Source organism: Exiguobacterium sp. N5 (assembly GCF_025842465.1).
In the GTDB taxonomy this organism is placed as follows: Bacteria; Bacillota; Bacilli; order Exiguobacteriales; family Exiguobacteriaceae; genus Exiguobacterium; species Exiguobacterium profundum.
Map to the genome: position 1 here is coordinate 151,450 of NZ_JAPAEP010000003.1, position 26,520 is coordinate 177,969.

A 26,520-nucleotide genomic window follows, 5' to 3' on the forward strand; every position below is an offset into this window, starting at 1 on the left:
TTCTTTCATTTTAGGAAGAAATACGTTATAGTTAATAAAGTTGACTATGAGGAAACATTGAGAAAACGTCTGTAGATCTGTCAAACTGAACTCAGACGTTTTTTGTATGAACAAAGGAGAATATAATTTGACAAAATTTCAAGACTTACAATTAAGTGAAGCATTAGTAAAAGGTGTACACAAAATGGGCTTCGAGGAAGCTACACCGATCCAAGCTGAGACAATTCCTGTCGCACTCACGGGAGTGGACGTATTAGGACAAGCACAAACAGGTACAGGGAAAACAGCAGCTTTCGGTATTCCGACAATTGAGCGAATCGATTCAAAGGCGCGTCAAGTCCAAGCACTCGTTCTTGCACCGACACGTGAACTTGCGATTCAAGTTGCAGAAGAATTAAACAAAATCGGTGAAACGAAGCGCGTATACGCACTTCCAGTATACGGTGGTCAACAAATCGACCGTCAGATCCGTGGTTTGAAAAAGAACCCGCAAATTGTCGTAGCGACACCAGGACGTCTCATGGACCACATGAAACGTAAGACAATCAAACTCGATGACATTCAAACAGTCATCTTGGATGAAGCAGATGAAATGCTCAATATGGGCTTCGTTGAAGATATCGAAACGATTTTGGCTGGTCTTCCTGAAGAGCGCCAAACGCTTCTCTTCTCAGCGACAATGCCACCACAAATCAAAAAGATTGCTGAGCGCTTCATGAAGTCGCCGACAATCATCAAAGTAAAAGCGAAAGAAATGACAGTTGAGAACATCAACCAACAATTCCTTGAATTGCGTGAAGGTCAAAAATTCGATACACTTTGCCGTTTGATCGACATCGATTCACCAGAACTCAGCATCATCTTCGCTCGTACGAAGAAACGTGTAGATGAAGTGACAGAAGCCCTCATCAAACGCGGATACACTGCAGACGGTCTTCACGGAGACTTGACGCAATCAAAACGTGACCAAGTCATTCGTCGTTTCAAAAACGGAACAATCGATATCTTGGTAGCGACTGACGTTGCGGCACGTGGACTTGATATTTCAGGTGTCACACACGTTTACAACTTCGATGTACCACAAGACCCAGAAAGCTACGTACACCGCATCGGTCGTACAGGTCGCGCTGGTAAGACTGGTACAGCCCTCACGTTCATCACGCCACGTGAATTTGGACAAGTGAAGGCAATCGAGCGTGTGACAAACAAGAAGATGAACCGTCGTCACGTACCGACAATCGCGGAAGTACTTGAAGGAAATCAAAAGCAAGCAGCTGAAGAGTTGATCGAACGCGTTCAAGCGGGCGACTTCAAAGCTTACACGCAACTTGCGACAGAGCTTCTTGAAGAGTACGAAGCAGTTGAAATTCTCGCTGCTGCCCTTCGTGGATTGACGAAAGAGCCAGATTCAACACCTGTTGAAATCTCGTACGCTGAACCAGTTCGTGTGAAACGCCAAGGTGGCCGTGGTGGCGATCGCGGTGGATACCGTGGTCGTAACGACCGTCGTGGCGGTGGCGGTGGCCGTGGTGGCGATCGTCGTGGTGGACGCGGTGGCGAACGTCGTGATGGACGCAGTGGAGACCGTAAAGGATCATTCCGTGGTGACGATCGTCGTCGCTCGGATGACCGTGGTCCACGCCGTCCGCGTGACTAATCATCGTGAAATGCCGCATTTCCCTAAGTGGATTTGCGGCATTTTTTATTGTGTCGTGCTACACTAGTTGAGTAGAGATAGAAGGATGAGGTGTCAACGGATGGTGGAATTAAGTTTCGGTCTCCTTGTGCTGCTTGGTTGTGTAATCGCACTCAAACCAATCGTGTCAAAGACAGACCGTCCTAACTTTCGTTATATCCCCGTGGCGACATTGTTATTTGGAGCGATGATTTTTTTAGTGTTAGCCATTGGAGTAGGCGGAAAGATGGGCATTGCATATGGCGTGGTGAGTATCGCCTATTTTATTGCTTGTTTCGGTGCCTATATGTATGTACACACGCGAACGAGCTGATTGTAGCTCGTTTTCGCATTTAACGAAGAGGTGATGAATTGTGGATGCGGTAGAAGTGATGGTCCATCCTGAAGAAGTGATGGTGACGTATGAACCAATCCTTGGAGCGGCGACGTTTCAAGTGGAAGGATATATGGTACATGGACGATTCCGAGGCGAATCATTGACACCGTTTTTTTATGATGATGATGTTCCCCTCGAGTATCAATTAGACATCGCCCAACGAATGGAGCAACTCGCGGCAGCGCAACTTCGTGACGTCAAACCATTCGTCACGTTCAGATGCCGGTCGGAATGGATTCTCGAAGAAGGGGGAGAAGCCTTTTTAGCCCCACTACGCGAATTGAATTTTCCGTTACACCGTATTTATGTGACCTTACAAGGGACGGACTTAGTCGACGTCCCGCGACTGTCACGTGTCATTCAATACTATCGGTCCTATGGATTGAAAATTGCATTAGACTTTGCCGAATCCACGAGTATCGAAGACATCATGACGCTTGCGCCAGAATTATTGCTCGTCGACCTTGGCACGATGGTCGAGAAAAAGACGTTATCGGTCACCTATCCGAACATGCTTCAGACGATGGAGTATATTGCTTCGAAGCTTGGTGCACCGCTTCTTTACAAATCCATCAACCACATCGGACAGCTTCGTTACGCGTGGCAGCACGGTGGTCGGTATTACATGGGTGGCCTACTAGGCTTGGAAGATGAGATTCCCCAACGAGAAATCAAAGGTATGGGTGTGTTGGCACAAGAAGTGCCTTCCTTCTTTTTACATGACCAGAAACGATTGAATCGCTTATACGAGCTTGAATTTGAATTACATCGCCGGATTGGAGAACTTGTTCAATCTGGAAAGTGGTCGAGAGACAAGAAAGACGAGTGGATTCAATTCATCGCCCCAAAACTGGAAGAGGTGTTTGTTCGTTATTATATAACGGATAAGACAGGTTTCCAGACGAGTGCGAACGTCTACTGCGTGAATGGAGAATGGCGTGTCGATAATACGTATCGAGGCTATAACTGGAGTTTCCGACCGTATTTCATTCAGACGATGGCGGCGATGGATGTTCGAGGGCGTGGCTATTTATCGGGAGACTATCGTGATTTCAGTTCAAATGAAGTGACGCGAACCTTTAGCTATCCGTTACCGGACGGCATGTTCTTATTTGCCGACATATCCGAAGAGTATTTATATCAAAACCGATTATTGGATTGAAAGGAAGATGGACGATGCTAGATTATGATTACGATGCATTGCGCGAAATCGGGCGAATCGTCGCACTTGCGCGAGATGAGATGGCGAAAGCCGTCAAGCCCGGTATGACGACAAAAGAATTAGATGCGATCGGGCAACGTATTTTAGAAGAAGAAGGTGCAGCTTCTGCACCGATTACGATGTACGAATTTCCAGGTTACACATGTATCTCGCTCAATGACGTTGCTGCCCATGGTATTCCGGGAGATGAAGTCATTCAAGAGGGCGATATCGTCAATGTCGACGTCTCCGCTGTGAAGGATGGATATTATGCCGATACGGGACGTACAGTGATTGCGGGGGCGGCGAAGTCACCCCAGCACGAACGTTTGGTCGAAGTATCCTTGACTTCATTAGAAGCTGGACTCAGCAAGGTCAAGGCGGGTGTGAAAGTCAATCAGATCGGGAAAGCAATTTACGCTGACGCGAGAAAGAATGGATTCACGGTCATCCGGAACTTGGCCGGACACGGTCTCGGTCGGACATTGCACGGGGAGCCAGAGACAATCTCGAACTATTATAGTCGCGAAGAAAATCAGTTATTAAAAGCCGGGCAAGTGATTGCTGTTGAGACGTTCATCTCGACAAAGGATGAAATCGTCTATCAATCGGAAGAGGATGGTTGGACGCTCTTCACTCCGAACAAGAGTCTTGTTTCGCAGTTCGAGCATACGGTCGTTGTCACAGAAGATGGATATGAAGTGTTAACGGGATCGTTCCGTTAACGTAAAAAAGGTGTGGTTCTCGTGAACCGCACCTTTTTTCATGTTTGCAATGTAATCACTTCTTCGCGTAACCGTTCAATCACATTCCAATCTGGTTGTACGGAATCCGGAAGAGTCAACTTTCCATTCTCCACTTCAAGCGGGGTATCGAGTAAATCTTGCTCGAAATAAGCGCTCGTGCCTGACATGTCCGCGGGGAAGCTCGCGCCGCTTAACGAAGCAAACAAGAGTGTATGATATCTTCCGATACCGGATTCATACATGCCACCGACCCAGTATGGCGTTCCGTGTTTTCGAATGTGGAGCGCCTCGCTAAGCCCACCGACACGTGCGGGTTTAATGTTGACGATTTTTCCGGCACCAAGCTGTGCCATCGTATCCACGTCGTCATAAGACGTGATGGATTCGTCGAGACAAATGGGGGTCGTGAGTTTTGCTTGGAGAGCCGCTGATTTTGTGAATTGTCGGCTTGGGTACGGTTGTTCGATCATCAATAACCGATGGGCATCGAGTTGTTCGAACCATTCCATCGGTTGATCGGACGCACTTCCGTTTAAATCAATCATGAGAGGCGCATCAGGGAAGACCGCGCGAATCTCACGTAGGGCAGGAACCAGTTCATTAGGAGATGCCTTTAATTTGATGCGTTCGAATCCGTCAGCTAATGCCGTCTCGATGGATTTCATCGTTTGATTCAGTAACCCAATCCCGATTGTTCGTCCGCAGGAAACGGAATCTCCGGCGCTCATGAATGACTTGAGTGATTTGTTCGCGCGCGTTGCTTCAATCTCCCAGAGTGCACTTTCCCACATTGCCTTTGCCATGTGCTGACCGATGATAGATGAGACTAAGTTCGGAAACACGTCCGTTGTGACCGTCATCCCTTTCAGTAAATTGAGAATTAGTTTAGACGTATCGATCATGGATTGGGTCGTTTCTTCCGTATACCAAGGTGTTTCGAAAGCGGCACCTTCTCCGTATCCGATGACACCGTCTACGGTCTCTAGACGGAGGATAAGCGTTCTTCGGACAGATAAGACGGCGTGTGCCGTCACAATCGGGTGTTTAAACGTCAAAGGGACGATGGAAAGCTCAGCACGTTTGATCATGACAGTAGCTCCTTTAAGCGATGGCGCATTAATTTTCCGTTCGCGTTTCGTGGTAAATTCGGTGCGTAGTGGATGGCGATCGGGTGCTTATATTTAGCCAACTGTGAGTCGAGAACATGCTTCATCTCGGCTGGATCATAGGAGCCGACGACGAAGGCGATCGGGACTTCTCCCCAAGTCGGATGCGACTGTTTCGTGACGCCGACGTCTTGAACACCGGCACAGCGTAACATGGCGGCTTCGATTTCAGCCGGATAAACATTTTCACCACCTGAAAGAATAAGGTCGGTTCGGCGATCGTGTACATATAAATAGCCATCCCTCATCGTGCCGAGGTCACCCGTTCGCCAATAACCATCGGGTGTCCAAGCATCTGATTCAGGTTGTTCGAAGTATCCCTTCGTCACAGTTGGTCCCTTTACTTCGATTTCTCCGTCTGAATTAATTCGAATACTTGTTGGGGCGATTGCCTGACCACTCGAACCGATATGCGAGAGCGCTTCGTTCGGGAGCAGCGTGGCGACTTGAGAACACGTCTCGGTCATCCCGTATGTCTGAGCAATCGGTAACTTGCGTCGTTCTGCTTCTTCTAGTAATGAGCGCGGGACGGGTCCGCCTCCGACGAGCAACGTGCGAAGTCGGTGCTTTTTCAGGCCAGCATCGAGCAATCGTTGCAGCATAATTGAGACGAGTGATAGCTGGGTGATGCCTTCTGTCTCGATGACGTGAAGTGTTCGATCGACATCGAATCGTGGCTCGACATAGAGCGTCGAACCGATGATGGCACTCCGATACACTTGAGACAGTCCACTCATGTGAAAGAGCGGGGTCACCGCGAGCATCCGGTCTGATGGACGATAGTCTAAATGCGCTTCAGCGGCTCGGGCACTAGCGAGGTGATTCCCGTACGTCTGTTGCACCGCTTTGGCTCGACCCGTCGTTCCGGACGTAAACATGAGAGACATGGTTTCATCTTCATTCCACTCATGGGTCACGGTGAAACATGAAGTGGTCCGGCGTGTGATCAGGAGTTGGGTGATAGACAAATCGATTTCTACGTCAACGAGAAGGAGGTCCACTTTTGCTGTTTGTAGCTGAGTACGCACTTCCTCTTCTGTCAGCCGTGTATTCAACGGAACAAGCACTTTTCCGAGCAGATGTACTGCATGAACGGCAATGACATAGTCTTTGCTGTTTTTAGCGAATATGCCAATTCGTTTGGCGGTGGGTGTCTGTTCATGGATGAACTGGGCAAGTTGAAGGCTTTCCGTGCGTAGCATTGCCCATGTCAATCGATCGTCAGCTGTCACAAGGGCGAGATGTGACGCTGGGTGTTTCCGAATCCATTCATACATAGCTGTCACCTCCAAAAAAAGAGTAGCGAAATCGCTACTCTCTCAACAATTAAGGGAAACGTGGGAATTGACCGAAGTCAGGGTCACGTTTTTCTTTGAACGCATCGCGTCCTTCTTTTGCTTCATCTGTCGTGTAGTAGAGAAGCGTTGCGTCTCCAGCGAGTTGCTGAAGTCCGGCAAGACCATCTGTATCTGCGTTCATTGCTGCTTTCAAGAAGCGAAGCGCTGTAGGTGAGTGTTGTAAGATTTCTTGGCACCACTTGATCGTTTCTGCTTCGAGTTGATCGAGTGGGACCACCGTGTTGACGAGTCCCATGTCGAGTGCTTCTTGTGCATCGTATTGACGGCAAAGGTACCAGATTTCACGAGCTTTCTTATGGCCGATGATCCGTGCCAAGTATCCAGAACCGTATCCTGCATCGAACGAACCGACTTTAGGACCTGTTTGTCCGAAGCGAGCATTGTCCGCTGCAATCGTCAAGTCACAGACGACATGAAGAACGTGTCCTCCGCCGATTGCGAAACCTGCGACCATGGCGATGACCGGTTTTGGAATGACACGAATCAAGCGCTGAAGGTCGAGGACGTTCAAGCGTGGGATTTCATCTTCCCCGACATAGCCGCCATGTCCACGAACTTTTTGGTCCCCACCTGAACAGAATGCCTTTTCGCCTTCACCTGTCAAGATGATGACGCCGACTTCTTTATCGTCGCGCGCGCGAGCGAATGCATCAATCAATTCATTGACCGTCAACGGACGGAATGCATTGCGCACTTCGGGACGGTTGATGGTGATTTTGGCAATCCCGTTCCACGTTTCATATTTAATGTCTTCATACGTCCGGACCGATGTCCAGTTCGCTACTGATTCCATTTTAAATACCCCCTAAAATCAATTTCTTTATTATTGTACCAAACTCTGATGCATTCTCAATATGAGGAGCATGCCCTGCGTTTGAAATTTCATAGATTTTAATATCTGGTCGCTTTTCCTGCATGTGTCTTGCGATGGCTTTGAACTTGAGATCGTCTGACCCGACAATCAAGTCGGTACGGGGGAGACGCTGCAATGTGCCCCATAAGGACGGCATATGTCCCGTACCGATTGACCGCAAACTGTTTGCGAGGGCATTCGGGTGTTGGGCGAGCCGATCTTTTCGGAGTGAACGTTTCATGTCTTCCGTCTGTCGCCAAAGCGGAAGGTTCTCCCAACGATTCACGAATGCAGCGATACCCTTGGTTTCAATCAAGTGAGCCAATTCTGCATCTTGGCGGCGGCGTGCGGCTCGTTCCTTAGAAGTGAGCAGACCGGGGGTCGTGCTGATCCCGATGACATGTTCGACACGCTCGTCGCATGCGGCGAGTGTCAATGCGATTCTCCCACCGAGTGAATAGCCGACGACTGTCCAAGGTCGGTCGTCCGTATCCAGTAAGCGGGACAAATCTTTAACTTGCTGACTCATTGTCGAACGATTGACTGAAGGGTGCTCCGTTGCGCCATGTTGGAGGAGCGACGGTGACACAAGACGAATCGGTAATGTAGGGAGCGAATCGACCCAATGGGCGTTTCCGGTGAATCCGTGTAAAAATAATACCGGTTTTCCCTCACCGCGATGAATCACTTCATAACGTACGCCACGTAAATCGATGTTCATGATTCGTTCTCTGTGATGAGGCGAGCGCAGACAGATTGTGTCCAACCTCGATGGATCGTCACATTCTCCTCACGATTCGATGGGAATTCGATTAAATGAACGCCATCTTCAATCGCTTCTTGAATTTCATCCGGTCGTTCAATTAGACGATACGATAAGCCATATGTGTCAGCAAATCCACGGATATTTAAATCAAGCGGTGTGCCGAACAGATCTTCGAACAACTGTGTGTCGACAGAAGCCTGTGGGAGGAAGGAAAATATCCCTCCACCGTTATTGTTAGCAATCACGACGGAAAATTTTCCGGGATGATGCTTTAACAGTTGCAAGGCGTTGCTATCATGATAGAACGCTAAATCACCGATCAATAGAGCGCAGTGAGCCGTATCATAACTGCTTCCGAGTGCAGTGGATAACACACCATCAATTCCGTTTGCGCCTCGATTGGCGAGAACGTGTATATTCGTGCCGGCAGACAGTGATGTATCTATATCTCGAATCGGCATACTATTACTGACGAATAGACGCTCAATCGATGTATCGAGCAATCGTTTCGTCAATTCCGCTTCACCTTGAAGTGACGATTTTGCAGACTCGGCAACCTCTTCAAAAAAGCGTAAACGTTCAAGGTACCGAGGTTCGTTTACGGATGCGATGAGCGGTAGAAAATCGAGTGCGTCGCCGTAACAGATGGTGGCTCGGCTACTTGGGTCGCGATAAGATCCCGGTTCATCGATGACGAGTTGGTCCGCCATGGCCATCCATTGATTGAAGCGTTTCGAAACAGGTGCAGCCCCGAAACGGACGAACACCTCAGGCAGCCAATCAGTTCGATGCTCACTCGCGAGCCACGTGTCATAGTTGGTCAAGACGCCGTCGAAACGTCGCATGCCACTAAGAGGATCGGCAAAAATCGGGATCTGTCGTTCGGAAGCGAATTCAACAATGGATTTCTGCCAAGATGTCGGGGTGTAAGGTCCGACGACGAAGGCGAGTCGTTTTTGACTCGTGCATTCCGAGAAAATGTTTTTGTCTGCTTGTGTCGGCCGAATACGCTGTCGTTCTGGCAAGACAGGGTCAGCTTTTAACATCTGTTTCAAGGACTCGAGGTCAGGAAGCAGAGGCTCTCGAAACGGTACATTCAAATGAACAGGTCCCATCGGTGCTTGCAATGACAGATTCGTGAAGCGGGTAATCGTTTGTTTCATAAACGATAACGTTGTCTCCTCTGGAACAGGCAAATCAATGCTCGTCTTCACTTGTTCACCGTAGAGGCGGACTTGATTGATTGCTTGTGGAGCCCCGACATTGCGCAGTTCATGAGGACGGTCGGTTGTCAGTACGACGAGTGGCAACTGCGATATGAACGCTTCTGTCACAGCCGAATAGTAGTTTGTTGCCGCCGTTCCACTTGTGCAAATCAATGCGACCGGGCGAATTGTTTCTGACGCACGGGTCAGTCCAAGAGCAAAAAATCCGGCAGATCGTTCATCGACGATGATGTGATGACGAATCTGAGGATGAAGATATGCCGCTACAGCGAGCGGAGTCGAGCGGGATCCTGGGCTGATGACTACGTCTTTTACACCGGACGCAACAAGCCGATTTACCATGGATGCGACCCAATCGGTCAAAACCTTATTCATCTAGGGTGCCTCCTTGATTGTGTAAATCAAACTGCAAAGCTTGTTTGATTGGACTCATTTTTATTTCTGTTTCTTCGAGCTCTTGCTCGAGTGCAGAGTCTTTCACAATCCCACATCCAGCATACAGTGCGACGAATTGGTGTTGAACGAGTGCAGAGCGGATTGCCACGACAAACTCGCCGTCGCCTTCATTGTCTACCCAACCAAACGGAGAACCGTACCACCCGCGGTCGAATCGCTCGATTTCACGAAGCAATCGGACCGATGTCCGCTTCGGAGAGCCGCCGAGTGCTGGCGTTGGATGTAGCGATTCCGCAAGTGACAGCAAGGAAGCATTTGTTTCGAGTGTCGCTTGAATTGGGGTGTGTAGATGGAACACCGAGCGATTTGCCAAAATTTGCGGAGTATCTCGTGTTTGAATCGGTGCAGTATAGGGTGTCAACGCCTGCTTGATGTCTTTCACGACAATTTGATGCTCCTCACGATTTTTTGAATCGTTTAGGAGCTTCTCTTTCGCAATTTCTGCCTCGATCTCGGTTTTCGGACGCTTGATTGTCCCGGCGATGGCAGCCGTGTTCAGTTGCATGCCTTCTTTTTGAATCAATCGTTCAGGAGTCGCCCCAAAGAAACCAGTGTCACGCTTTGGTTGATACAAATAGATGTAACTAGATTCTTGATGATCTGCTAAATGCTTCAAACTTTTTGAGAAGGGGAACGCATCATCGGAACGCTGATAAATTTCTTCGCGGGCAATCACGATTTTTTCAACTCGTTCTTCTTCAATCAACTGTTTAGCCTGTTGGAAACTGGACTTGAAGTGATCGACCCCATCTTTCACTTTTGTATAAGACGGCGTCGCTTCTTCCGTCGGACGAAGTGAACTGAACTGGGCCAACTGATCTGCCAATTGAATCAAATACTGTTCGACCGACTGCTTCGAAGAGACGAGAGTGGCCACTGTCAACGTGTGTCGGTCTTTATAGCGACGGTATAAAAATTTTGGGACGACGAGTGATGCCTCCCCAAAGGCATCCCACATACTTTTTTGTGGTCGCATAAACGTGTCGAATGAAAAACCGGCGAACGCGTGGATTGTCGCATCGACATCTCGTCGGTGAAGACTCCAATCGTATTGAAGTCGCTGAAATCGTTCGGGTCCAGAAGCGCTCAAGACGAGTGCGTCTCCGCAACCGAGCATTTCGAGTGTTCGGTCTGGTGTCATGAAATAATAATGGGACGTATCGGTGTTCTGGATGATTTGAAAAGCATCGAACGCCGAGATTTCCCATGTGTATGATGCGAGGACAGGCCGTTGCCAAGCTCGCGCCCGTTTATGGGCCTGCTCAATTCGCTGTTTTATATGTGTTTGAGTATCTGGCATAAAAGAAGAGCCTCCTCAATCCGATAGAATTCTCACTTTTTAGTGTATCATGAGTTCGCAATCCACCTGCCTATGAAATGCTCGGGAAATGATCAAGAATCGAGGATAATGGGCTGGCGTTGACAGATTTTTTCATCGAGACGTAAACTAACGAAGGGAGGGAACGAAATGAAACAGAAATCGAAAGGGGCATATTGGCGAATGATTCGCCCGCATACCCTGACCGCAAGCTTTATTCCGGTCTTGCTCGGGACGTTCATCGTCCTCGATCAAACCGAACTCAAGTGGGGACTTTTCCTTGCCATGTTAGTGGCATCTGTCCTTATTCAAATCGCGACGAACTTATTTAACGAGTATTATGACTACAAGCGTGGTCTTGATCATGAGGGGTCCATCGGAATCGGAGGCTCCATCGTACGTGATGGATTTACACCACAGCACGTATTAGCGATTGCGCTCGGCATGTATACGATTGCGGCACTACTCGGGCTCTACATTGCGGCATCCACAAGCTGGCATTTGCTTTGGATCGGCGCCTTGTCTATGTTTGTCGGCTACTTATATACTGGAGGGCCGCTACCGATTGCCTATACGCCGTTTGGTGAAATTGTCGCTGGGCTATTCATGGGATATGTCATCATCGGGATTGCCGGCTTTATCCAAATCAATACGGTGACGAGGGAGTTGCTACTCGTGTCGTTCCCGATGGCCTTGTTGATCGGAGCAATCTTACTTGCGAATAACATCCGCGATTTAGATAACGATAAAGAGAATGGTCGAAAAACGATCGCATGTCTAGTCGGTCATCGACGTGCGGTATATGTATTGGCCGCATTCTTTATCGCGGCATTAATCGGCATCATCTTAGCGGTTGTATTATATGGCGTCACTCCGTGGGTCTTGCTGTCGCTCTTTACGGTGCCGGTCATGGTCCGGGCGATTCAACGATTTTGGCAAAAGGCAGAGCCAGCCGCATTGATGCCTGCAATGGCGATGACAGCGAAAGTGAACACGCTGTTCGGAGCATGGATGGTCATCGGACTCATCGTTTCAAGATTTGTGTTGTAAAAAAGAGGAGGCGTTAACGTGTCAGTCGTAAAAGAAATGCTTGAATTCAATAAACGTTTCGTAGAGGAAAAACAGTACGAACCGTTCGTATCTGATAAATTTCCAGATAAGAAAATCGTCATTTTGACGTGTATGGATACACGTTTGACGGAACTATTACCTCAAGCGCTAGGACTTAAGAACGGAGACGCTAAAATCATTAAAAATGCGGGTGCAGTCTTGTCACACCCATTCGGTTCGGCCATGCGCTCCATTTTGGTCGCACTCTATGCGCTAGGAGCAGAAGAAGTTGTCGTTGTTGGACATTACGATTGTGGGATGGCGGCGATTGAACCGACTGTCGTCATCGAAGAGATGGAGCGTCGTGGAATCGACCCGCAAACGTTGAAGACGCTAAAGTCTTCAGGAATGGATTTGGAGCAGTGGCTACATGGATTTGATTCAGTTGAAGAGAACGTCGTTCATTCTGTTAACCTGATCAATAACCATCCACTGTTACCACCAGGAACGAATGTACACGGATTCGTGATTGACCCGGCGACGGGACGTCTTGATCCGATTGAAGCATAAGAAAGGAGCGCGTTCAGCTTGAACGTGCTCCTTTTGAATTATCCGTACGTGTTCGTCGGGATGTCATCATAGTTATCTTCTTCTTGCTTTTGTTTCGCTTTCTTTTTGTTCTTTTTGAAGTCGCGTTCGTATTCCTGTTCACTCGGTGTCTTGAAGAAGCGCATCCATGTCGCGTTGATTTCAGATCCGATTAAAATAATCATTCCGGTTAATTGTAACCAGAGCAACGTGACGATGATTCCTCCGAGTGAACCGTAAGTCGAGTCGTAACTCCCAAAGTTTGAAACGTATAGGCTGAAACCGAATGAGACGACTTGCCAACCGATGACACCGAAGATGGCACCGGGGATAGTGCTTTTCCAAAAGACGTGCTGTTGTGGAGATACTTTATAAAAAATCGAAAGCGTCAAAATGAGGACAACCGTCGTAAGGACATATCGGAACACGTTGATCATCATTTCTTCGGCTCCGGTAATGTTGACGGGTAAATACTCAGTGACGAATGAAATGATTTGAGACCCGAACACGTTCGAGAGAATCAGCAGTAGCATTCCGATTCCAAGCAGAATCGTCAATCCGAGTGCCAACCCTTTTTTGACGAAAAAGTTACGTTCATTGTCTTCGCCATAAGCATGAAGTGACGTCGTGATTAGACGGTCTACTCCTTTTGAGGCGGACCAAATGGCCAAAATCGCACCGAGCGACAAGAGACCGCCTTGTGGTTCGCCAATAGCCTCGAAAATTCCCGTTAAAAACCCGGAAGCGGCGGACCCGGGTGCCAAATCGTTCAATTGATTTTGAAACGAATCTTGTGAGACATCAAAAAAGGATAAGAGCGCCAAAATAAAGATGATTCCAGGAAAAATGGATAAAAACCAAAAGAATGCGAGGGTAGCCCCGTAGTCTTGTACATCATGCTCTTGAAATCTTCGAAATAACTCTTTCCCAAATGAAAGCCAATTCTTTTTTTCCTTCACTTCTGTCATTGCCATTATAAAACCCTCCTGACTCGATCGTTAAAAAACGTTTCCCGATTTCGGCAGGGTGTACACCTGATTACTCCTCCGATAAGGTCAAATCGTAAAAACGTTCCTCATGTAAGGCGAGTTTTTCAGCAAGTGAAGGTGGACGAACGGGGAGATGAGGGAGTGCAGACCGTTTGATCCACATCGGTGTATATGATCCGTTAGTCTGTTCTTCTTGAAACTCTTCACCTGTTCCGGTCCCGAATTCGCCACCTGTCATCTTCGCCCAATAATAAGGATTTAACTCGTTATTGAATGCGACGTAGGCGGCGACACCTTCTAGTTCCACGTGAACACCGAGTTCTTCAAATGCTTCACGTACGGCCGTCTCTTCTGTTGTGTGCCCATATTCGACTCCGCCACCTGGGAAAACGTAATAGAGGACGTTTTCTTTTTCGCGACGGATCAAAGCCACTTCATCTCGATCATTCATTAAAATGATCGCGCTTCTTAATTTCGTTCGAACCAATGAGATCGTTCCTTTCGTTCCTGTGATTTTGCACAAAACGCATCGACGATTCGCCGATGCGTTCTATTTATTCTTGCGTAGGTTGTTCTAATGATGCGTACATCTCTTGCGTCAATCCGTTCTCATGCGACGCGATGACTTTTCCTGCGACACGCATACCTAATCGTAGCGCTTCTTCAATCGAGTGTTGTTTCATAAGTTCAGAAATGACAGCGGAGAAGAAGGAGTCACCAGCTCCCGTGGAGTCTGCGACTTTCACTTTCGTCGTCGGGACGTGACCTTGTTCGTTCGTACGAAGGTCGACATACACGGCACCAAGCTCACTCATCGTGACGATGGTGAGGGGGGCGCCTTTCATGGCGAGTACTTCCGCGACGCGAAGGGCATCGTCCACTGTGACGATCGACATGTCGGATAAAATTTCCGCTTCCTCACGACTGCAGATGAATCCTGTGAATCCTTGAAGCAAATGACGGTTTCGTTCGATGACGGATAGGTGGCCACAGACACCATAAAGCGGTAAATCCATTTCACGGCATAGTTCGATCGTCTCGTTCAAGACGTTGACCGATAAGTCTAAATCGATGGCGACCGCGTCGCTCTCTTCAAAGACCGTATCGATTTGACGTAAAATTGCTTCTTCCATACGGGCTTCGTCCGGTTGTTTCGAAATAGATGTTTGAAGATCGCCGTTGTTGTCCATTACGGCGAGCCACATGCCCATACCATTATCGTCAAGCATGTCGACCCCTTCGACGTTTACATTCAAGCAACGTAATTCTTCGAGGACGCCGACACCGATTTGGTCGTTCGTGACGGTCGAGACGAAGCGGACATCGTTGCCGAGCACACCTAAGTTTTGAGCAACGTTTCGACCTGTTCCGCCATTGGAGAAAGTGATGTCGCCGACATTCTTCGCATCTTTGTGGAGCGGTGCGAAGGAAGTCCCTTTAATATCGACAAACACCTTGCCGATGACTGCAATCGTATTCATATCTTGTACCACCTTTAGTCAATCTTTCGATCAGTTTCAGTCTGTAGACACATTGTTTTAATTATAACGAAATCGACATATTGTTTCAATCAGCGATTCCATTTTGTCGAATGGATCACTCCCATGATGACGTGAGGAGTCGAAGACCGTTTAAAATAACCAAAATAGTGGAACCTTCATGTCCGACGACCGCGAACGGCATGATGAGTAACTCAAAGATGTTCGTTGCAATCAGAACGAGGATCACACCGAGTGCAAAAACGACGTTCTGTAAGACGATGCGATTCAACTTACGTGATTGACGAATGGCGTCGCTCAATCGGACGAGGTCGTTTTTCATTAAGACGACATCTGCCGTTTCTAGTGCGGCATCCGTACCTTCGCCCATGGCAATCCCGACGTCGGCTGTCGCAAGGGCGGGGGCATCGTTGATTCCGTCGCCAATCATCCCGATTGTTCCATATTCCTCGCGTAACGTCTTGATTTGCGAAACCTTCTCTTCAGGCAAGCATTCAGCGATATAGCGTGTCAATCCGGCTTCGTTCGCGATGGCGCGAGCGGTCGCCTCGTTGTCCCCGGTAATCATGATCGTCGCAATCCCTAAGTCGTTCAACCGCTGGATCGCTACTTTTGCCTCAGGGCGTAGTGTGTCACGTAAGGCGTAGGCACCGATTGTACGTGACTCGTCACTGATGAAAACGAGGGTGTGACCAGCCTCTTTCAATCGTTCGACATCATGTTTAAAGAAATCACCGCTTCGGTCAGCGAACTTCTGTTTTCCGACCCGATACGTTGTCCCGTCAATCGTTGCTTCAATTCCAGAGCCTGTGATGTCTTTGAAGTGTGTCATTTCCCCGGTATGTTTTCCCGTATATGAGACGAGCGCTTCAGCAAGTGGATGCATCGAATGCTCTTCAATCAAACTGACAATTCGGTTGACGTCCTCTTCTTCTAATGAAGGTGAGATGAGCGCTTCTTGCACAATCGGTTTCCCAATTGTGAGGGTGCCGGTCTTGTCGAAGGCGATCGCTTTTAGACGTCCCATGTTCTCGATATGAGCACCGCCTTTAAAGAGAATCCCGTGTTTTGCAGAAGAGGCGATGGCAGCCAGCGCGGCCGGTGTGATGGCGGCGACGAGTGCACAAGGGGAGGCGACAACGAGAAGGATCATGCCGCGATAGATACTCGTTTCAAGAGACCACGACGTGACGAACGGTCCGAGAATGATGATGGCCGCAACAGAGAAGAGCACGATTTGAACATAACGTCCTTCATATCGATCGATGAACTGTGCAGACGGTGATTTCTCTTCTTGTGCTTGTTGGACCATTTGAATGATCTTTTGGAACAGTGTTTCCGTCGCAAGTTTTGTCACTTCGATCGTCAATACTCCGTTCAAGTTGACGCTCGATCCGAACACGTCATCACCGACTTGACGATCAACAGGGACGGATTCGCCTGTGATAGCGGCTTCTTCTACGGAAGCATTCCCTTTTACAATTTTTCCATCGACCGGAATGCGTTCACCAGGACGGACATAAATCCGATCTCCGACACGAAGGTCGTCGATATGAACAACCTCGAGTTCATCAGTGTCTGTTAGACGAGTCGCCTGTTCCGGCTGTAATTCCATTAACGATTCGAGGGCACGTTCATTTTTGTTCATCGTATACGTCTCGAGTGCCCCGGATAAAGCAAAGATGAAGATGAGAATCGCCCCTTCCATCCAGTACCCAATCGAAGCGGCACCAATGGCGGCGATAATCATGAGAAGCTCTACATTTAGCGATTTCGTCTCAATCGTATCCGAAATCCCTTCTTTCGCTTTTGCGTATCCTCCGATAAAAAAGGCGGATAAGTAAAGTGTGACATGAATCCAAGGCGCTCCGCCTTGTGTTTCGGCGATATAAGCGAGTACAATCAATACACCGCTAATGAGCGCCATGATCAATTCAATATGTTCGTACCAGCTAGCCCGTTTGAAAACGTGGCTTTTTTCGTGCGTGACCGATTGGACATTCATCGATAATCCCTTCTTTCTAATTGAGAATAAATCTCGATTAAATGATAATGACTGATGATGATTATCATCTTCAATTGGCTTAAAATAAAGAATTTATAGAAGTTTCATCTAAATCCTTTATTTATAATAATTATTATCTAAGTTTATCTTATCACGCTTATCAGTGACTCACAAATAAAAAGATTAAGGAGTTTTTGTGTCATGCAAAATATATTTGAACGCCCTTGGACGGTGGCGTTATTGGCGATTTTCAATACGTTGTTATGGGGGAGTGCGTTCCCATTCATCAAGTTGAGTTATGAGAAACTTGATATCCAATCGAATGAGTATGGGCAACAACTATTGTTCGCTGGTGAGCGTTTTTTACTCGCAGGGATTCTATTGCTCATCATCAGTCAGACCGTTTTGAAACGGTCTGTCCGATTGACCCGTGAAAAGGTAAAGGCGTATGCGCATCTCGGTTCGTTTTTGACGTTTCTACAATACTTGTTCTTCTATATCGGACTGTCCATTTCGACCGGGGTCCAGGGATCAATCATTGCTGGTTCTACATCGTTTTTCCAAATGGCCCTCGCTCATTTCCGATATGAAGACGACAAATTGAATCGATTGAAGGGGTTTGCTTTAACGTTTGGTTTTTCTGGAATCGTCATCGCGAACTGGCCGGCGACCGGATCTGAAGTTGGTTTTGGGTTAGGAGAGATTTTACTCATCTTGGCGATGGTATCCGGAGCATTCGGGAACTTGATAGCGAAGGACTACTCGAAGACGTATGATGTTGCCCCGATGACGGCTTGGGCGATGGTGATCGGTTCAGTTGGGTTACTGCTGATCGGCTATCTATTAGACCCGAATGGTGTTTCCATGCCGTACACCGCACAGACGATTGCGTTCCTGTTTTACTTGGCGATGTTGTCAGCGATCGGATTTACATTGTGGAACACGTTAATGAAATACAATCCGGTCAGTCGAATTTCACTCTATATCTTTTTAGTTCCCTTATTTGGTGTCATGTTGTCAGGGATTTTACTCGGTGAAACGATTCCGTGGAATGCGGTGGTCGGACTCGGATTCGTTATTGTCGGCATTTATTTATCTACGCATTTTCAAGGTCGCCGTACAAAAAAACAAACGGATGTCATTTGAATTAGAGACAGAGTTGACGGAATTGAAATCCCATGACAAAATATATTAAAAATTCTGAATTTTAAAGTTCGAAAATCGGTCTTCGTTTATAAAGACTTGCGTGCGCAATCATTCAAAGGGAGGAGGAGAAACAATGACTAGAAATCGAATCGTTCGAAACATTCTCATCTCACGTCAGCCGAAAGATGAGTACGTCAAGTACGTGATGAAGTGCGTAAGTCAAAGTTTAAAAGAACGTCACGGTCCAGTGGCGACCCGCGCCACAAGACAAGGTGATGATATTCAGACGAGATGGCAGTTCGATGACCGTGTCGTAGAAGTGACGCTAAAATCCGATGTACTCGCTTCGCTAGACACTGAACCATTCGCGCTAGACGAAGTGTTCATCCGAGCTTTGCAGTTAAACGATGATGAAATGGAACGAGTAGTGGAATAAAACAGAGGCAGGTGGTTCATGGGAACCATCTGCCTCTGTTTATAAGTCGATTGGTTTAGCGGTCGACGTGAAGAGTCGTAGCGCTAGAATACCGAGAATGACGGCATACATAAAGAAATAGACCTCTTTCGGTAAAGACAACCAGAAGGCACCGATCATCGGACCTGAGATCGAGCCGATGCTGAATGAAATACTGTAGAGCATGTTTCCCGTCGGCAGTAACGAACGGGGAAGCACCTCTGTCATATGCGCCAAACCGAGTGAATAAGTCGATCCTAGCCCGGCGCCGGCAAGTGCGAATAGGAAGAGTAGACCGACATAGGAATCGACAACAAGATTCGCCAAAGTGAATACGATGGTACCAAACGTCAGCACGATTTGTAAGATCCGCTTCTTACCGTACAAGTCTGCGAGGCGACCAAGAGGAAGCTGAACGACAATCGACATGACGATGAACGTCGTGATGAGTGTGCTCGTTTCCGTCAAACTCATCCCATTCCGAGACGTAAAAATGGGAAAGTTGGCATTTAAGCTCGCTTCGAGAAACCCATATGTAAAGGCAGGGAGAAGCGTGTATCCCGCACCGACAAGAATCAGGCGAATTCGTCCTTTCGAGTCGGTCTTCACTTTTTCGACCTCCGGAAACTCGTTCTCGACTTTAAAGACGAGCATCAACGAAGCGAGACAGAAGAAGACGATGATGAGGAACGGTAACCAAAACCATAGGTCGACGAGTGGTGCGATCAATGGACCGATGGCAAAACCGAGACTGAAAGACATTCCATAATACGCCATCGCTCGACCGAGACTGCTCTTTTCACTTGCTGAGGTCACCCATACTTGTGACCCGTAGTGTAGAGCCGAGTCGCCGAATCCGATGAAGAAGCGCATCATCGCCCAAACGAGTAAGGACGGCCAAATCGGTAAAGCGAAGGTCGCGACAGCCGTCAATACGATACCGAGGACGATGGTCGGTCGGAATCCATATTTACGGACGAATCGCTCCAGGAGAGGCGCAGAGACGATCACACCGACGTAAAGCATCGTCGCGTTCAGTCCGTTCACCCAGGCCGGGGCCCCATCCCGTTCAATCAACGTGGATAAGAGTGGGATGAGCGCACCTTGAATCAAACCGGAAATAAAGACAATCAATAGTAAAATCATAAAACGAAAACGGAGCATAGGTTCACCTCATGAAGTCAAAGTAAAAAGCCGAGAAGAGTCTCAGCTTTTCGTGTCGTCAATCGGTTGTGGAGAGTGATTCAAATGCAGCAATTCATCATCCCAACTGCCTTGACTAAACATTTCATCATGCTCTACTTTGTCTGAAACGAATGCGGCTGTCAATAAGATGCTTAGTACTCCGCCAAAAATAATGATGGCCATCACGGTAATCATGAGGATATAAATCGCAGTCATCTACACGCACCTCGATTCATTTAATATACAGAACATTTCCCGAATCGAAATATTTAAAACGATGTAGCTTTACGAGATTGGAAATCGACCGTCGGATAATAGGCTTGTTTAACGAGTGCGTTCGGCCCGAGACACTTCACGGCAGGGCAGTGACAAGAGAGTGTAGCGTTCAATTGGCTGTTCGTCCACTTATCATACGCCTCTTGGAATGGTGTGTCATAGACGGTGCCGAGTGAACCGAGTTCATCACCGAAATCGGTCACGATGATCTGTCCGTCAAAGATATTCGTATTGAGACGAGAACGTCCATCTGGGTCGTTTCGAACGGTCACGTTTTTTGTTTCATGAAGTCGCTTCAACAGAGCACGGTCTTCAGGTAGGTCAGAACATGCATAGAATGGTAACGTCCCGAACAACATCCATACGTTCTCGTCACGGGCATCGAGTAAGTCATGGATGGCTTGTCGCGTATCAGCGAGCGATGCTGATTCGAGGGCGCTAGCGAAGTCTGCGGGGTACATTGGGTGCACCTCATGCCTTTGGCAACCGAGCGATACGATTTCTTCATGGATCTCTTTCAAGTGCGGAATCGTTCGTTTGTTGATCATCGTCTCCGCGGACACAATGATTCCTTCAGATGTGAGAGCACGTGCGTTGTCTTTCATCGTCTGGAGCATTTTCAATCGTGCCTCTTCACTTGGTTTCCGGTCCATCATCGCGAATCCGCCTTCAAGGAAATCGGCATCGGTACCCCAGTTATGCGAAATGTGCAAAACGTCCAAGTAAGGGGTAATAAGATGATAGCGAGATAACGGTAGCGTCAAGTTCGAGTTGATTTGCGTGCGCGCCCCACGTTCTTTCGCATAACGTAACAATGGAACGACATAGTTGCGGACCGATTTCATAGACAGCATCGGTTCACCGCCTGTGATGGAGAAGGCACGCAAATGTTCGATCTCATCCAGTCGTTGAATCAACAGGTCGAGCGGAACTTCTGGTTCTTCTGTTTGGTCTAGCATATAACCGACCGCACAATGTTCGCAGCGCATGTTACACAGCTTCGTTGTAGTGACTTCGACATTGGATAAGACGAGTCGACCGTGTTCGACTTGGTCGAGATAGGCTTCCCAAGGGTCGAAAGTTGGGGAGATGTTTTGCATGTGGATTCCACCTTTTCATCAAGTTACACGAAATAGTATGCTATAATAGCAACTCTTTGTCACGAACCAAAGGAGCGATTACAAGATGGGTAAATCACGAACAGATACTGCCGGAAAGATGAACGTCCTAAAATCGAGAACGGAATTACTCTGTCTATCGGTCAATACGCTAGACGAGCATACGACACCTGAAGATTTACATCGCCTGTTAGCCGACATTGATTCGTTGCGCGCTAAAGTAGTGCGTTACGCCAAAGACCTAGAACAATCGTCTCGAAAGGATGAATCAGATTGAAATTAATTACAGGAGATTTTAAAGATGTCACGGTCGAACGACTTGGCATTAATGGAGAAGGCATTGCGACACTTAATCGCATGGTCATCTTCATTCCGAACTTATTGCCGGGAGAACGAGCCAAAGTCGAAATCACGCGTGTGGAAAAAAACTATGCGGAAGCGCGTGTCGTCAAACGAGATAACGACTCGAAAGACCGCGTCAAAGCACCTTGTCCGATTTACGATGAGTGCGGGGGCTGCCAAATCCAACATATGAGTTCACGTCTGCAGATGGAGTATAAGGAAGAAATCGTTCGAAACGCCTTCCGTCAAAAGACGAAACTAAACGTGGACAAATCGGATATCCGTCCAACAATCGGAATGGAAGATCCATGGTATTACCGGAACAAGTCACAATTCCCACTCGGCACGCGTCGCGGTGAGATCGTATCAGGTCTCTACAAACCGAACTCGAACCATCTCGTGCCAATCGAGCACTGTATGGTCCAACAACGGGATACGACGAACATCAACAATGCGATTGTCCGTATTTTAAACGAACTCGATATTCCCGTCTACGATGCACGTCGCGACACGGGGTACGCGCGTACAATCGTCGTCCGTTCGGGTTATAACACGAACGATGTTCAAGTCGTTTTGGTCGTCGGACATGAAGATGTCCCTGATTTAGATGAATTGAGCGACCGCATCATGGAATTGCCGAATGTTGTGTCGTTCCATATCAATATCAATGCAAACCGTTCGGGTGTTATTTTCGGTTATCGGACAGTTCACATCGCCGGTCAGGAGAAAATGGATGAACAATTAGACGACGTTCATTATCACTTATCACCACGCGCATTCTTCCAGTTGAATCCGGCACAGACAGAAAAAATGTACCGTGAAGTGGTCGAGGCCGCAGGATTGACAGGTGAAGAACGTGTGATCGATGCGTATGCAGGAGTAGGGTCGATCGGACTTTGGTTAGCCCCATATGCGAAAGAAATCCGTGGAATGGAAGTCGTGCCGGAAGCGGTCGAAGATGCCAATGACCATATGCGTGAAAATGGCTATAACCATGTCACATACGTCGAAGGGCGTGCCGAGCATTGGATTCCACGTTGGGTAAAAGATGGATGGATCCCAGACGTCATCGTAGTCGACCCGCCACGCACAGGGATGGACCATCAATTGATCAATTCCATCATCTCTTCTAAAACGAAGCGAATCGTTTACGTGTCATGTAACCCGCAGACGCTCGCACGTGACGCCGACCAGTTGATGAAAGCGGGTTACAAAGTGAATTACGTACAGCCGTATGATATGTTCCCACAGACATCTCATGTCGAGTCGGTCGTCGTATTCGAGAAAAAGAAAAAGAAAAAATATTGACGAGACCGTGAAAAGGCTTGTCACGTAAGCGTTTTCACGATATAGTTCAGATGTCAGACTTCTTTTCAAATATAGAAGTGGAGGAACATCCTATGATCTCACAAGAACGCGTACAAGAACTCGTCCATAAAGCCATCGAAGCGCGCAAATGCGCCTATACACCGTATTCAAAGTTTAAAGTAGGAGCTGTCGTCATCGATACATCAGGAAACGAAATTACAGGATGTAACGTGGAAAACGCCTCGTACGGATTGTCAATGTGTGCCGAACGCACAGCCATTTTTAAAGCCGTGTCAGAAGGTAGTGACGCGATTGAAACGGTCGTCGTCGTCGGTGACACGGAAGGCCCGATTTCACCATGCGGTGCGTGCCGCCAAGTGATTGCTGAATTCGCTGGCGAAGATTTCACGTTGATTCTTGCAAACTTGAACGGTGATACGAAAGTGATGACGAAAGAAGAGATGTTGCCTTACGGATTTTCACCAAAAGATTTAACATAACAAGCTGCGGACGTTTGTCCGCAGCTTGTTATGTGTCTTTATATTTCTTTTCACTCACTGAGTCATCTTTGGAGTGACGTTTATTCTTTTCATCCTTAACTCGTTCGTTCAATTCCTCGACAGGAATCGGGTCGACGGTTTGCATGCCGTCCTCGTCAAAGATGCTTTCTTTGTCCGTGTCTACCGCGTCCGGATTATCAAACGGACGTTTCGAAGTGGGTCGTTTCTTTTCCATCCAATCGCCTCCTTCCATTAGCCATTCCACTCGTAGAAATGTTGTAAACGTTTTCGATAATGGTTTTGAGATTATAAAATGGTGGAATGAAGAGTGCATAGTGAAGGAGGGGTTAGGATGGATCGGAAAGTGTTGATGGGGATTGTCTTAGGTGTTGCCGGTGCGGCGCTCGTTGCACCAAAAGTGGCGGCACTGCTCTCGCAACGTGAGGAAGAAGATACGTGGCAGAAGATGGATGAACGGGAAAGCGTCGATGCGAATCAAGATGAAGCGGAGCAAGGGCTCACGCAACTTGATTCAAGTCACCGTGCCGAATGGCAGGCGAACGGTTTTCCACAGACGCATGCCGAACGCGAACGACTTGAACGAGAGTCGGTCGAACAATATAAAGGGAAAGACATATGAAAAGAAAAGGCAGCCATCGCGGCTGCCTATTTACATATCAAATTCATCGTCAGGTAGAAGCGGCAGACCGACAGTGACAGTCGTTCCTTGTCCGACTTCAGAGCTGAAATGAAGAGACCCTTCATGACGCTCGATAATGTGCTTCGCAATGGCCAAACCGAGGCCGGTTCCGCCATCTTTTCGTGTCCGTGATTTATTGACACGATAGAAGCGTTCCGTCAATTTGTCTAAATCTTCTTTCGGGATGCCTCGACCTTCGTCACGTATTTCCGTAATTGCATATTCGGTTTCGGCGAACGTTTTCACATGAATCGTCTTGCCAGCATCCGTATATCGGAGCGCGTTGTCGAGAAGATTGCCGATGACTTGTTCGAGTCGGTCATGGTCACCGAGGATGATCAAGTCGAAGTCTAAATCCGATTCGATTGTCACGCCTTTCGCACGGGCAATCGGTTCAAGACGATAGAGGACGTCTTCAAGTACTTGCGAGTAAACGACCGGTTCTTTCGTCATCGGGTACGAATCGCGCTCTAGCTGGGCGAGATCGAGTAAGTCCGTGACAAGGCGCTGAAGCCGGTTCGTCTCGTTCTCGATGATGTCGTAATATTGTGCCCTCGTTTTTTCATCCAATGACTCATCTTGGAGCATCTCGGTATAACCGCGGATGTAAGAGAGTGGCGTGCGAAGTTCGTGACTGACGTTAGCGAGAAACTCTTTACGCTGTTCTTCAACAAGTCCGAGCGATTCCGCCATCGAGTTGAGCGTGTCTGCTAGTTCACCAATTTCGTCATCGTAGACAATCGGAATGCGGTGGGAGAAATCACCTTGCGCATAGACTTGAGAGGCACGCTTCATCTGAATGAGTGGTTGGATGATTGTGTCGATGATCTGTTTACCAAAAATGAGCAAGTTCACAATCATGAGGACGAGTAAAAACGTGATCATGAGCCGAATCGGTTGGAACGGTTCACTGATTTTACTGAGCTCCATATACAAAATGAGTGCATTGTCGAGTTCATCGTCGCGGATGAGAGGAAATGCGGTCATCAAAATGTCGACGTCCTCGGTCGGATGTTTCCGGGTCACCGAGATGGCATAACCGTCCTGCAACCGTTCGAGGTCTTGCTGCCTTAAAAAGGTTTTACCGGAGCCGAGTGTGTCCTCTCGAACGGAGGAGAGGAACACTTTCGTTTCGGTCAATTCGTTCGTGTACGTCATACTATCGGCGAACGCGTCCGAGAAACCGTCGGCCTTATAGATGGTGACAAGTTTCTCACCGCGATTGATGAGCAGTTCTTCTTGCGTTTGAATATAGAACTTGTCGTACAGATAAAACGTCATGATGAGAAACACGAACGCTGAGAAGAGGCTGGCTGTCCAGATGGTAATCCAAATCCGCTTCCTGATCGTGTATCGTTTCATCCGTTTGCCTCGAATTTGTAGCCAATTCCCCAGACTGTCTGAATATAACCGCCCGCCTCGCCGAGTTTCAGGCGAAGCGTCTTAATGTGAGTATCCACCGTGCGAAGGTTTCCATGATACTCGGTCCCCCAAATCTGATCAAGTAATTGTTCACGGGAGAATACTTTTTCGTCGTTCGTGATGAATAGGTAGAGCAAATCAAACTCTTTTCGTGTCAAGTTGACGGTCTTCCCTTTCACACTGACGGTACGTCCTTCGATATCGATTGAGAGGACCCCGACATCAAACGTCGCTTCTTGTTCTTTTGAGAAGCTGTGCGTGCGACGGAGCGTCGCTTCGATTCGTGCGAGTAATTCGCGTGGGCTAAACGGTTTCGTGATGTAATCGTCTGCCCCGATTTTGAGGCCGTGAATGCGGTCGAGCTCTTCTGAGCGTGCCGTCAACAGGATGATGGGTACGTTTGAGAACTCACGGATGCGCATGCAAGCCGTCAATCCGTCGAGTTCCGGCATCATCACATCAAGTAAGACGAGATGGAACGTCTCTTCTTTCAAGCGTTCAATCGCTTCAAGGCCGTTTGAGGCGGTGACCGTCTCATACCCTTCTTTTTCTAAATTTGATACAAGTAAATCGCGCATTTGTTCTTCGTCGTCGGTCACGAGGATACGAAACATTGATTCTGACATATGCCATTCTCCTTTGCAAAACGGTTAACGGGAGTTGTGATAAATCCCTCATACTTCTATCATACCTATCTCTTCGAATTAGAACAGATTTATTCGGCTCCGACAAGTTCCCTCCATCAAATCCACACAAAAACGCCACAAAAAAGCCAA

The 26,520-nt window shown here is 47.9% G+C and carries 28 protein-coding genes; 12 read left to right on the forward strand and 16 right to left on the reverse strand.

The window, feature by feature from the left end:
* The first annotated feature begins 127 nt into the window (after positions 1–127).
* The 4 genes from OKS35_RS13260 to map all read left to right on the forward strand — a co-directional run bounded on the left by OKS35_RS13260 (position 128) and on the right by map (position 3,998).
* Positions 128–1,657: a DEAD/DEAH box helicase gene (locus OKS35_RS13260; protein ID WP_015880846.1), complete on the forward strand. Its 1,530-nt coding sequence runs from the start codon at positions 128–130 to the stop codon at positions 1,655–1,657.
* 100 nt (positions 1,658–1,757) lie between these two features.
* Positions 1,758–2,009 carry a hypothetical protein gene (locus tag OKS35_RS13265; protein WP_015880847.1) on the forward strand — a complete coding sequence of 84 codons (252 nt, stop codon included), beginning with the start codon at positions 1,758–1,760 and terminating at the stop codon, positions 2,007–2,009.
* 40 nt (positions 2,010–2,049) lie between these two features.
* Positions 2,050–3,234, forward strand: a complete 1,185-nt coding sequence (locus OKS35_RS13270; RefSeq protein ID WP_074037729.1) for an EAL-associated domain-containing protein — start codon at positions 2,050–2,052, stop codon at positions 3,232–3,234.
* Positions 3,235–3,248: 14 nt separating this feature from the next.
* Entirely contained in the window at positions 3,249–3,998 is a 750-nt protein-coding gene (map, locus tag OKS35_RS13275; protein WP_015880849.1) for a type I methionyl aminopeptidase, read from the forward strand.
* 38 nt (positions 3,999–4,036) lie between these two features.
* Here the strand turns inward: map and menC are convergent, their stop codons facing one another.
* The 6 genes from menC to OKS35_RS13305 are packed head-to-tail and all read right to left on the reverse strand — an operon-like array spanning position 4,037 to position 11,144.
* Positions 4,037–5,107 (reverse strand): o-succinylbenzoate synthase, encoded by a 1,071-nt coding sequence (menC, locus tag OKS35_RS13280; RefSeq protein WP_078146358.1) that lies wholly within the window; start codon positions 5,105–5,107, stop codon positions 4,037–4,039.
* Entirely contained in the window at positions 5,104–6,462 is a 1,359-nt protein-coding gene (gene menE, locus OKS35_RS13285; protein ID WP_214784802.1) for an o-succinylbenzoate--CoA ligase, read from the reverse strand. Before menE ends, menC begins: the two co-directional genes overlap by 4 nt.
* A gap of 49 nt (positions 6,463–6,511) precedes the next feature.
* Positions 6,512–7,336, reverse strand: coding sequence for a 1,4-dihydroxy-2-naphthoyl-CoA synthase (gene menB, locus OKS35_RS13290; RefSeq protein WP_015880852.1), 825 nt, complete (start codon positions 7,334–7,336; stop codon positions 6,512–6,514).
* 1 nt (position 7,337) lies between these two features.
* Entirely contained in the window at positions 7,338–8,117 is a 780-nt protein-coding gene (locus tag OKS35_RS13295; protein WP_264093227.1) for an alpha/beta fold hydrolase, read from the reverse strand.
* Positions 8,114–9,763 (reverse strand): 2-succinyl-5-enolpyruvyl-6-hydroxy-3-cyclohexene-1-carboxylic-acid synthase, encoded by a 1,650-nt coding sequence (gene menD / locus OKS35_RS13300; RefSeq protein WP_264093228.1) that lies wholly within the window; start codon positions 9,761–9,763, stop codon positions 8,114–8,116. Before menD ends, OKS35_RS13295 begins: the two co-directional genes overlap by 4 nt.
* A complete protein-coding gene (locus OKS35_RS13305) occupies positions 9,756–11,144 on the reverse strand; it encodes an isochorismate synthase MenF (RefSeq protein WP_214734552.1) in 1,389 nt (462 codons plus the stop codon). The genes menD and OKS35_RS13305 overlap by 8 nt, the downstream gene beginning before the upstream one ends.
* 168 nt (positions 11,145–11,312) lie before the next feature.
* Between OKS35_RS13305 and OKS35_RS13310 the strand changes: the two genes are divergently transcribed.
* Together OKS35_RS13310 and OKS35_RS13315 are read left to right on the forward strand one after the other, a co-directional pair.
* On the forward strand, positions 11,313–12,212 hold the full coding sequence (locus OKS35_RS13310; protein ID WP_264093229.1) for a 1,4-dihydroxy-2-naphthoate polyprenyltransferase: 900 nt from the start codon (positions 11,313–11,315) through the stop codon (positions 12,210–12,212).
* Between the two features lie 36 nt (positions 12,213–12,248).
* Positions 12,249–12,782 carry a beta-class carbonic anhydrase gene (locus OKS35_RS13315; protein ID WP_074037968.1) on the forward strand — a complete coding sequence of 178 codons (534 nt, stop codon included), beginning with the start codon at positions 12,249–12,251 and terminating at the stop codon, positions 12,780–12,782.
* Positions 12,783–12,820: 38 nt separating this feature from the next.
* On the opposite strand, the gene OKS35_RS13320 is transcribed toward OKS35_RS13315, so the two are convergent.
* The 4 genes from OKS35_RS13320 to OKS35_RS13335 all read right to left on the reverse strand — a co-directional run bounded on the left by OKS35_RS13320 (position 12,821) and on the right by OKS35_RS13335 (position 17,293).
* Positions 12,821–13,774, reverse strand: a complete 954-nt coding sequence (locus OKS35_RS13320) for a YihY/virulence factor BrkB family protein (protein WP_214784810.1) — start codon at positions 13,772–13,774, stop codon at positions 12,821–12,823.
* A gap of 64 nt (positions 13,775–13,838) precedes the next feature.
* Positions 13,839–14,276 (reverse strand): NUDIX domain-containing protein, encoded by a 438-nt coding sequence (locus OKS35_RS13325; RefSeq protein ID WP_078146366.1) that lies wholly within the window; start codon positions 14,274–14,276, stop codon positions 13,839–13,841.
* 67 nt (positions 14,277–14,343) lie between these two features.
* Complete coding sequence (locus tag OKS35_RS13330) at positions 14,344–15,270, reverse strand: carbohydrate kinase family protein (RefSeq protein ID WP_214784812.1); 927 nt, start codon at positions 15,268–15,270, stop codon at positions 14,344–14,346.
* Between the two features lie 115 nt (positions 15,271–15,385).
* Positions 15,386–17,293 (reverse strand): heavy metal translocating P-type ATPase, encoded by a 1,908-nt coding sequence (locus OKS35_RS13335; RefSeq protein ID WP_214738073.1) that lies wholly within the window; start codon positions 17,291–17,293, stop codon positions 15,386–15,388.
* Positions 17,294–17,494: 201 nt separating this feature from the next.
* Here OKS35_RS13335 and OKS35_RS13340 point away from each other — a divergent pair, with 201 nt between their 5' ends.
* Both OKS35_RS13340 and OKS35_RS13345 read left to right on the forward strand, forming a co-directional pair.
* Positions 17,495–18,439, forward strand: coding sequence for a DMT family transporter (locus tag OKS35_RS13340; RefSeq protein ID WP_215244352.1), 945 nt, complete (start codon positions 17,495–17,497; stop codon positions 18,437–18,439).
* A gap of 133 nt (positions 18,440–18,572) precedes the next feature.
* Positions 18,573–18,875, forward strand: coding sequence for a hypothetical protein (locus OKS35_RS13345; RefSeq protein WP_031421094.1), 303 nt, complete (start codon positions 18,573–18,575; stop codon positions 18,873–18,875).
* A gap of 39 nt (positions 18,876–18,914) precedes the next feature.
* Here the strand turns inward: OKS35_RS13345 and OKS35_RS13350 are convergent, their stop codons facing one another.
* From OKS35_RS13350 to yfkAB, 3 genes are read right to left on the reverse strand one after another with little or no spacing between them, the layout of a single operon-like run.
* Positions 18,915–20,057, reverse strand: coding sequence for an MFS transporter (locus tag OKS35_RS13350; RefSeq protein WP_264093230.1), 1,143 nt, complete (start codon positions 20,055–20,057; stop codon positions 18,915–18,917).
* Between the two features lie 42 nt (positions 20,058–20,099).
* On the reverse strand, positions 20,100–20,294 hold the full coding sequence (locus OKS35_RS13355; protein ID WP_015880865.1) for a hypothetical protein: 195 nt from the start codon (positions 20,292–20,294) through the stop codon (positions 20,100–20,102).
* Positions 20,295–20,347: 53 nt separating this feature from the next.
* A complete protein-coding gene (gene yfkAB, locus OKS35_RS13360; RefSeq protein WP_214818400.1) occupies positions 20,348–21,454 on the reverse strand; it encodes a radical SAM/CxCxxxxC motif protein YfkAB in 1,107 nt (368 codons plus the stop codon).
* Positions 21,455–21,539: 85 nt separating this feature from the next.
* Here yfkAB and OKS35_RS13365 point away from each other — a divergent pair, with 85 nt between their 5' ends.
* Genes OKS35_RS13365 through OKS35_RS13375 form a run of 3 tightly spaced genes read left to right on the forward strand, consistent with a single transcriptional unit; the run spans position 21,540 to position 23,622 of the window.
* A complete protein-coding gene (locus OKS35_RS13365) occupies positions 21,540–21,749 on the forward strand; it encodes a hypothetical protein (RefSeq protein ID WP_015880867.1) in 210 nt (69 codons plus the stop codon).
* Positions 21,746–23,122, forward strand: coding sequence for a 23S rRNA (uracil(1939)-C(5))-methyltransferase RlmD (gene rlmD / locus OKS35_RS13370; protein WP_074037716.1), 1,377 nt, complete (start codon positions 21,746–21,748; stop codon positions 23,120–23,122). Before OKS35_RS13365 ends, rlmD begins: the two co-directional genes overlap by 4 nt.
* Before the next feature lie 50 nt (positions 23,123–23,172).
* Positions 23,173–23,622, forward strand: coding sequence for a cytidine deaminase (locus OKS35_RS13375; RefSeq protein WP_413815726.1), 450 nt, complete (start codon positions 23,173–23,175; stop codon positions 23,620–23,622).
* 28 nt (positions 23,623–23,650) lie between these two features.
* Here OKS35_RS13375 and OKS35_RS13380 read toward each other — a convergent pair whose 3' ends face one another.
* On the reverse strand, positions 23,651–23,857 hold the full coding sequence (locus OKS35_RS13380) for a hypothetical protein (RefSeq protein ID WP_074037714.1): 207 nt from the start codon (positions 23,855–23,857) through the stop codon (positions 23,651–23,653).
* A gap of 117 nt (positions 23,858–23,974) precedes the next feature.
* Here OKS35_RS13380 and OKS35_RS13385 point away from each other — a divergent pair, with 117 nt between their 5' ends.
* Positions 23,975–24,262, forward strand: coding sequence for a hypothetical protein (locus OKS35_RS13385; RefSeq protein ID WP_074037713.1), 288 nt, complete (start codon positions 23,975–23,977; stop codon positions 24,260–24,262).
* A 30-nt stretch (positions 24,263–24,292) separates the two neighbouring features.
* Here OKS35_RS13385 and OKS35_RS13390 read toward each other — a convergent pair whose 3' ends face one another.
* Positions 24,293–25,684 carry a sensor histidine kinase gene (locus OKS35_RS13390; RefSeq protein WP_031421106.1) on the reverse strand — a complete coding sequence of 464 codons (1,392 nt, stop codon included), beginning with the start codon at positions 25,682–25,684 and terminating at the stop codon, positions 24,293–24,295.
* Positions 25,681–26,370 (reverse strand): response regulator transcription factor, encoded by a 690-nt coding sequence (locus tag OKS35_RS13395; protein ID WP_074037712.1) that lies wholly within the window; start codon positions 26,368–26,370, stop codon positions 25,681–25,683. The genes OKS35_RS13390 and OKS35_RS13395 overlap by 4 nt, the downstream gene beginning before the upstream one ends.
* Between the last annotated feature and the right edge of the window lie 150 nt (positions 26,371–26,520).

Coding starts and splice junctions, on each gene's coding strand:
- OKS35_RS13265 (WP_015880847.1), top strand. CDS start 1,758: ATGGTGGAATTAAGTTTCGGTCTCCTTGTGCTGCTTGGTTGTGTAATC.
- OKS35_RS13390 (WP_031421106.1), bottom strand. CDS start 25,684: ATGAAACGATACACGATCAGGAAGCGGATTTGGATTACCATCTGGACA.
- OKS35_RS13305 (WP_214734552.1), bottom strand. CDS start 11,144: ATGCCAGATACTCAAACACATATAAAACAGCGAATTGAGCAGGCCCAT.
- OKS35_RS13365 (WP_015880867.1), top strand. CDS start 21,540: ATGGGTAAATCACGAACAGATACTGCCGGAAAGATGAACGTCCTAAAA.
- yfkAB (WP_214818400.1), bottom strand. CDS start 21,454: ATGCAAAACATCTCCCCAACTTTCGACCCTTGGGAAGCCTATCTCGAC.
- OKS35_RS13395 (WP_074037712.1), bottom strand. CDS start 26,370: ATGTCAGAATCAATGTTTCGTATCCTCGTGACCGACGACGAAGAACAA.
- menD (WP_264093228.1), bottom strand. CDS start 9,763: ATGAATAAGGTTTTGACCGATTGGGTCGCATCCATGGTAAATCGGCTT.
- OKS35_RS13345 (WP_031421094.1), top strand. CDS start 18,573: ATGACTAGAAATCGAATCGTTCGAAACATTCTCATCTCACGTCAGCCG.
- OKS35_RS13330 (WP_214784812.1), bottom strand. CDS start 15,270: ATGAATACGATTGCAGTCATCGGCAAGGTGTTTGTCGATATTAAAGGG.
- OKS35_RS13385 (WP_074037713.1), top strand. CDS start 23,975: ATGGATCGGAAAGTGTTGATGGGGATTGTCTTAGGTGTTGCCGGTGCG.
- OKS35_RS13320 (WP_214784810.1), bottom strand. CDS start 13,774: ATGGCAATGACAGAAGTGAAGGAAAAAAAGAATTGGCTTTCATTTGGG.
- OKS35_RS13375 (WP_413815726.1), top strand. CDS start 23,173: ATGTCAGACTTCTTTTCAAATATAGAAGTGGAGGAACATCCTATGATC.
- OKS35_RS13355 (WP_015880865.1), bottom strand. CDS start 20,294: ATGACTGCGATTTATATCCTCATGATTACCGTGATGGCCATCATTATT.
- OKS35_RS13340 (WP_215244352.1), top strand. CDS start 17,495: ATGCAAAATATATTTGAACGCCCTTGGACGGTGGCGTTATTGGCGATT.
- OKS35_RS13315 (WP_074037968.1), top strand. CDS start 12,249: ATGCTTGAATTCAATAAACGTTTCGTAGAGGAAAAACAGTACGAACCG.
- map (WP_015880849.1), top strand. CDS start 3,249: ATGCTAGATTATGATTACGATGCATTGCGCGAAATCGGGCGAATCGTC.
- OKS35_RS13335 (WP_214738073.1), bottom strand. CDS start 17,293: ATGAATGTCCAATCGGTCACGCACGAAAAAAGCCACGTTTTCAAACGG.
- menE (WP_214784802.1), bottom strand. CDS start 6,462: ATGTATGAATGGATTCGGAAACACCCAGCGTCACATCTCGCCCTTGTG.
- OKS35_RS13295 (WP_264093227.1), bottom strand. CDS start 8,117: ATGAACATCGATTTACGTGGCGTACGTTATGAAGTGATTCATCGCGGT.
- OKS35_RS13310 (WP_264093229.1), top strand. CDS start 11,313: ATGAAACAGAAATCGAAAGGGGCATATTGGCGAATGATTCGCCCGCAT.
- OKS35_RS13380 (WP_074037714.1), bottom strand. CDS start 23,857: ATGGAAAAGAAACGACCCACTTCGAAACGTCCGTTTGATAATCCGGAC.
- menB (WP_015880852.1), bottom strand. CDS start 7,336: ATGGAATCAGTAGCGAACTGGACATCGGTCCGGACGTATGAAGACATT.
- OKS35_RS13350 (WP_264093230.1), bottom strand. CDS start 20,057: ATGCTCCGTTTTCGTTTTATGATTTTACTATTGATTGTCTTTATTTCC.
- menC (WP_078146358.1), bottom strand. CDS start 5,107: ATGATCAAACGTGCTGAGCTTTCCATCGTCCCTTTGACGTTTAAACAC.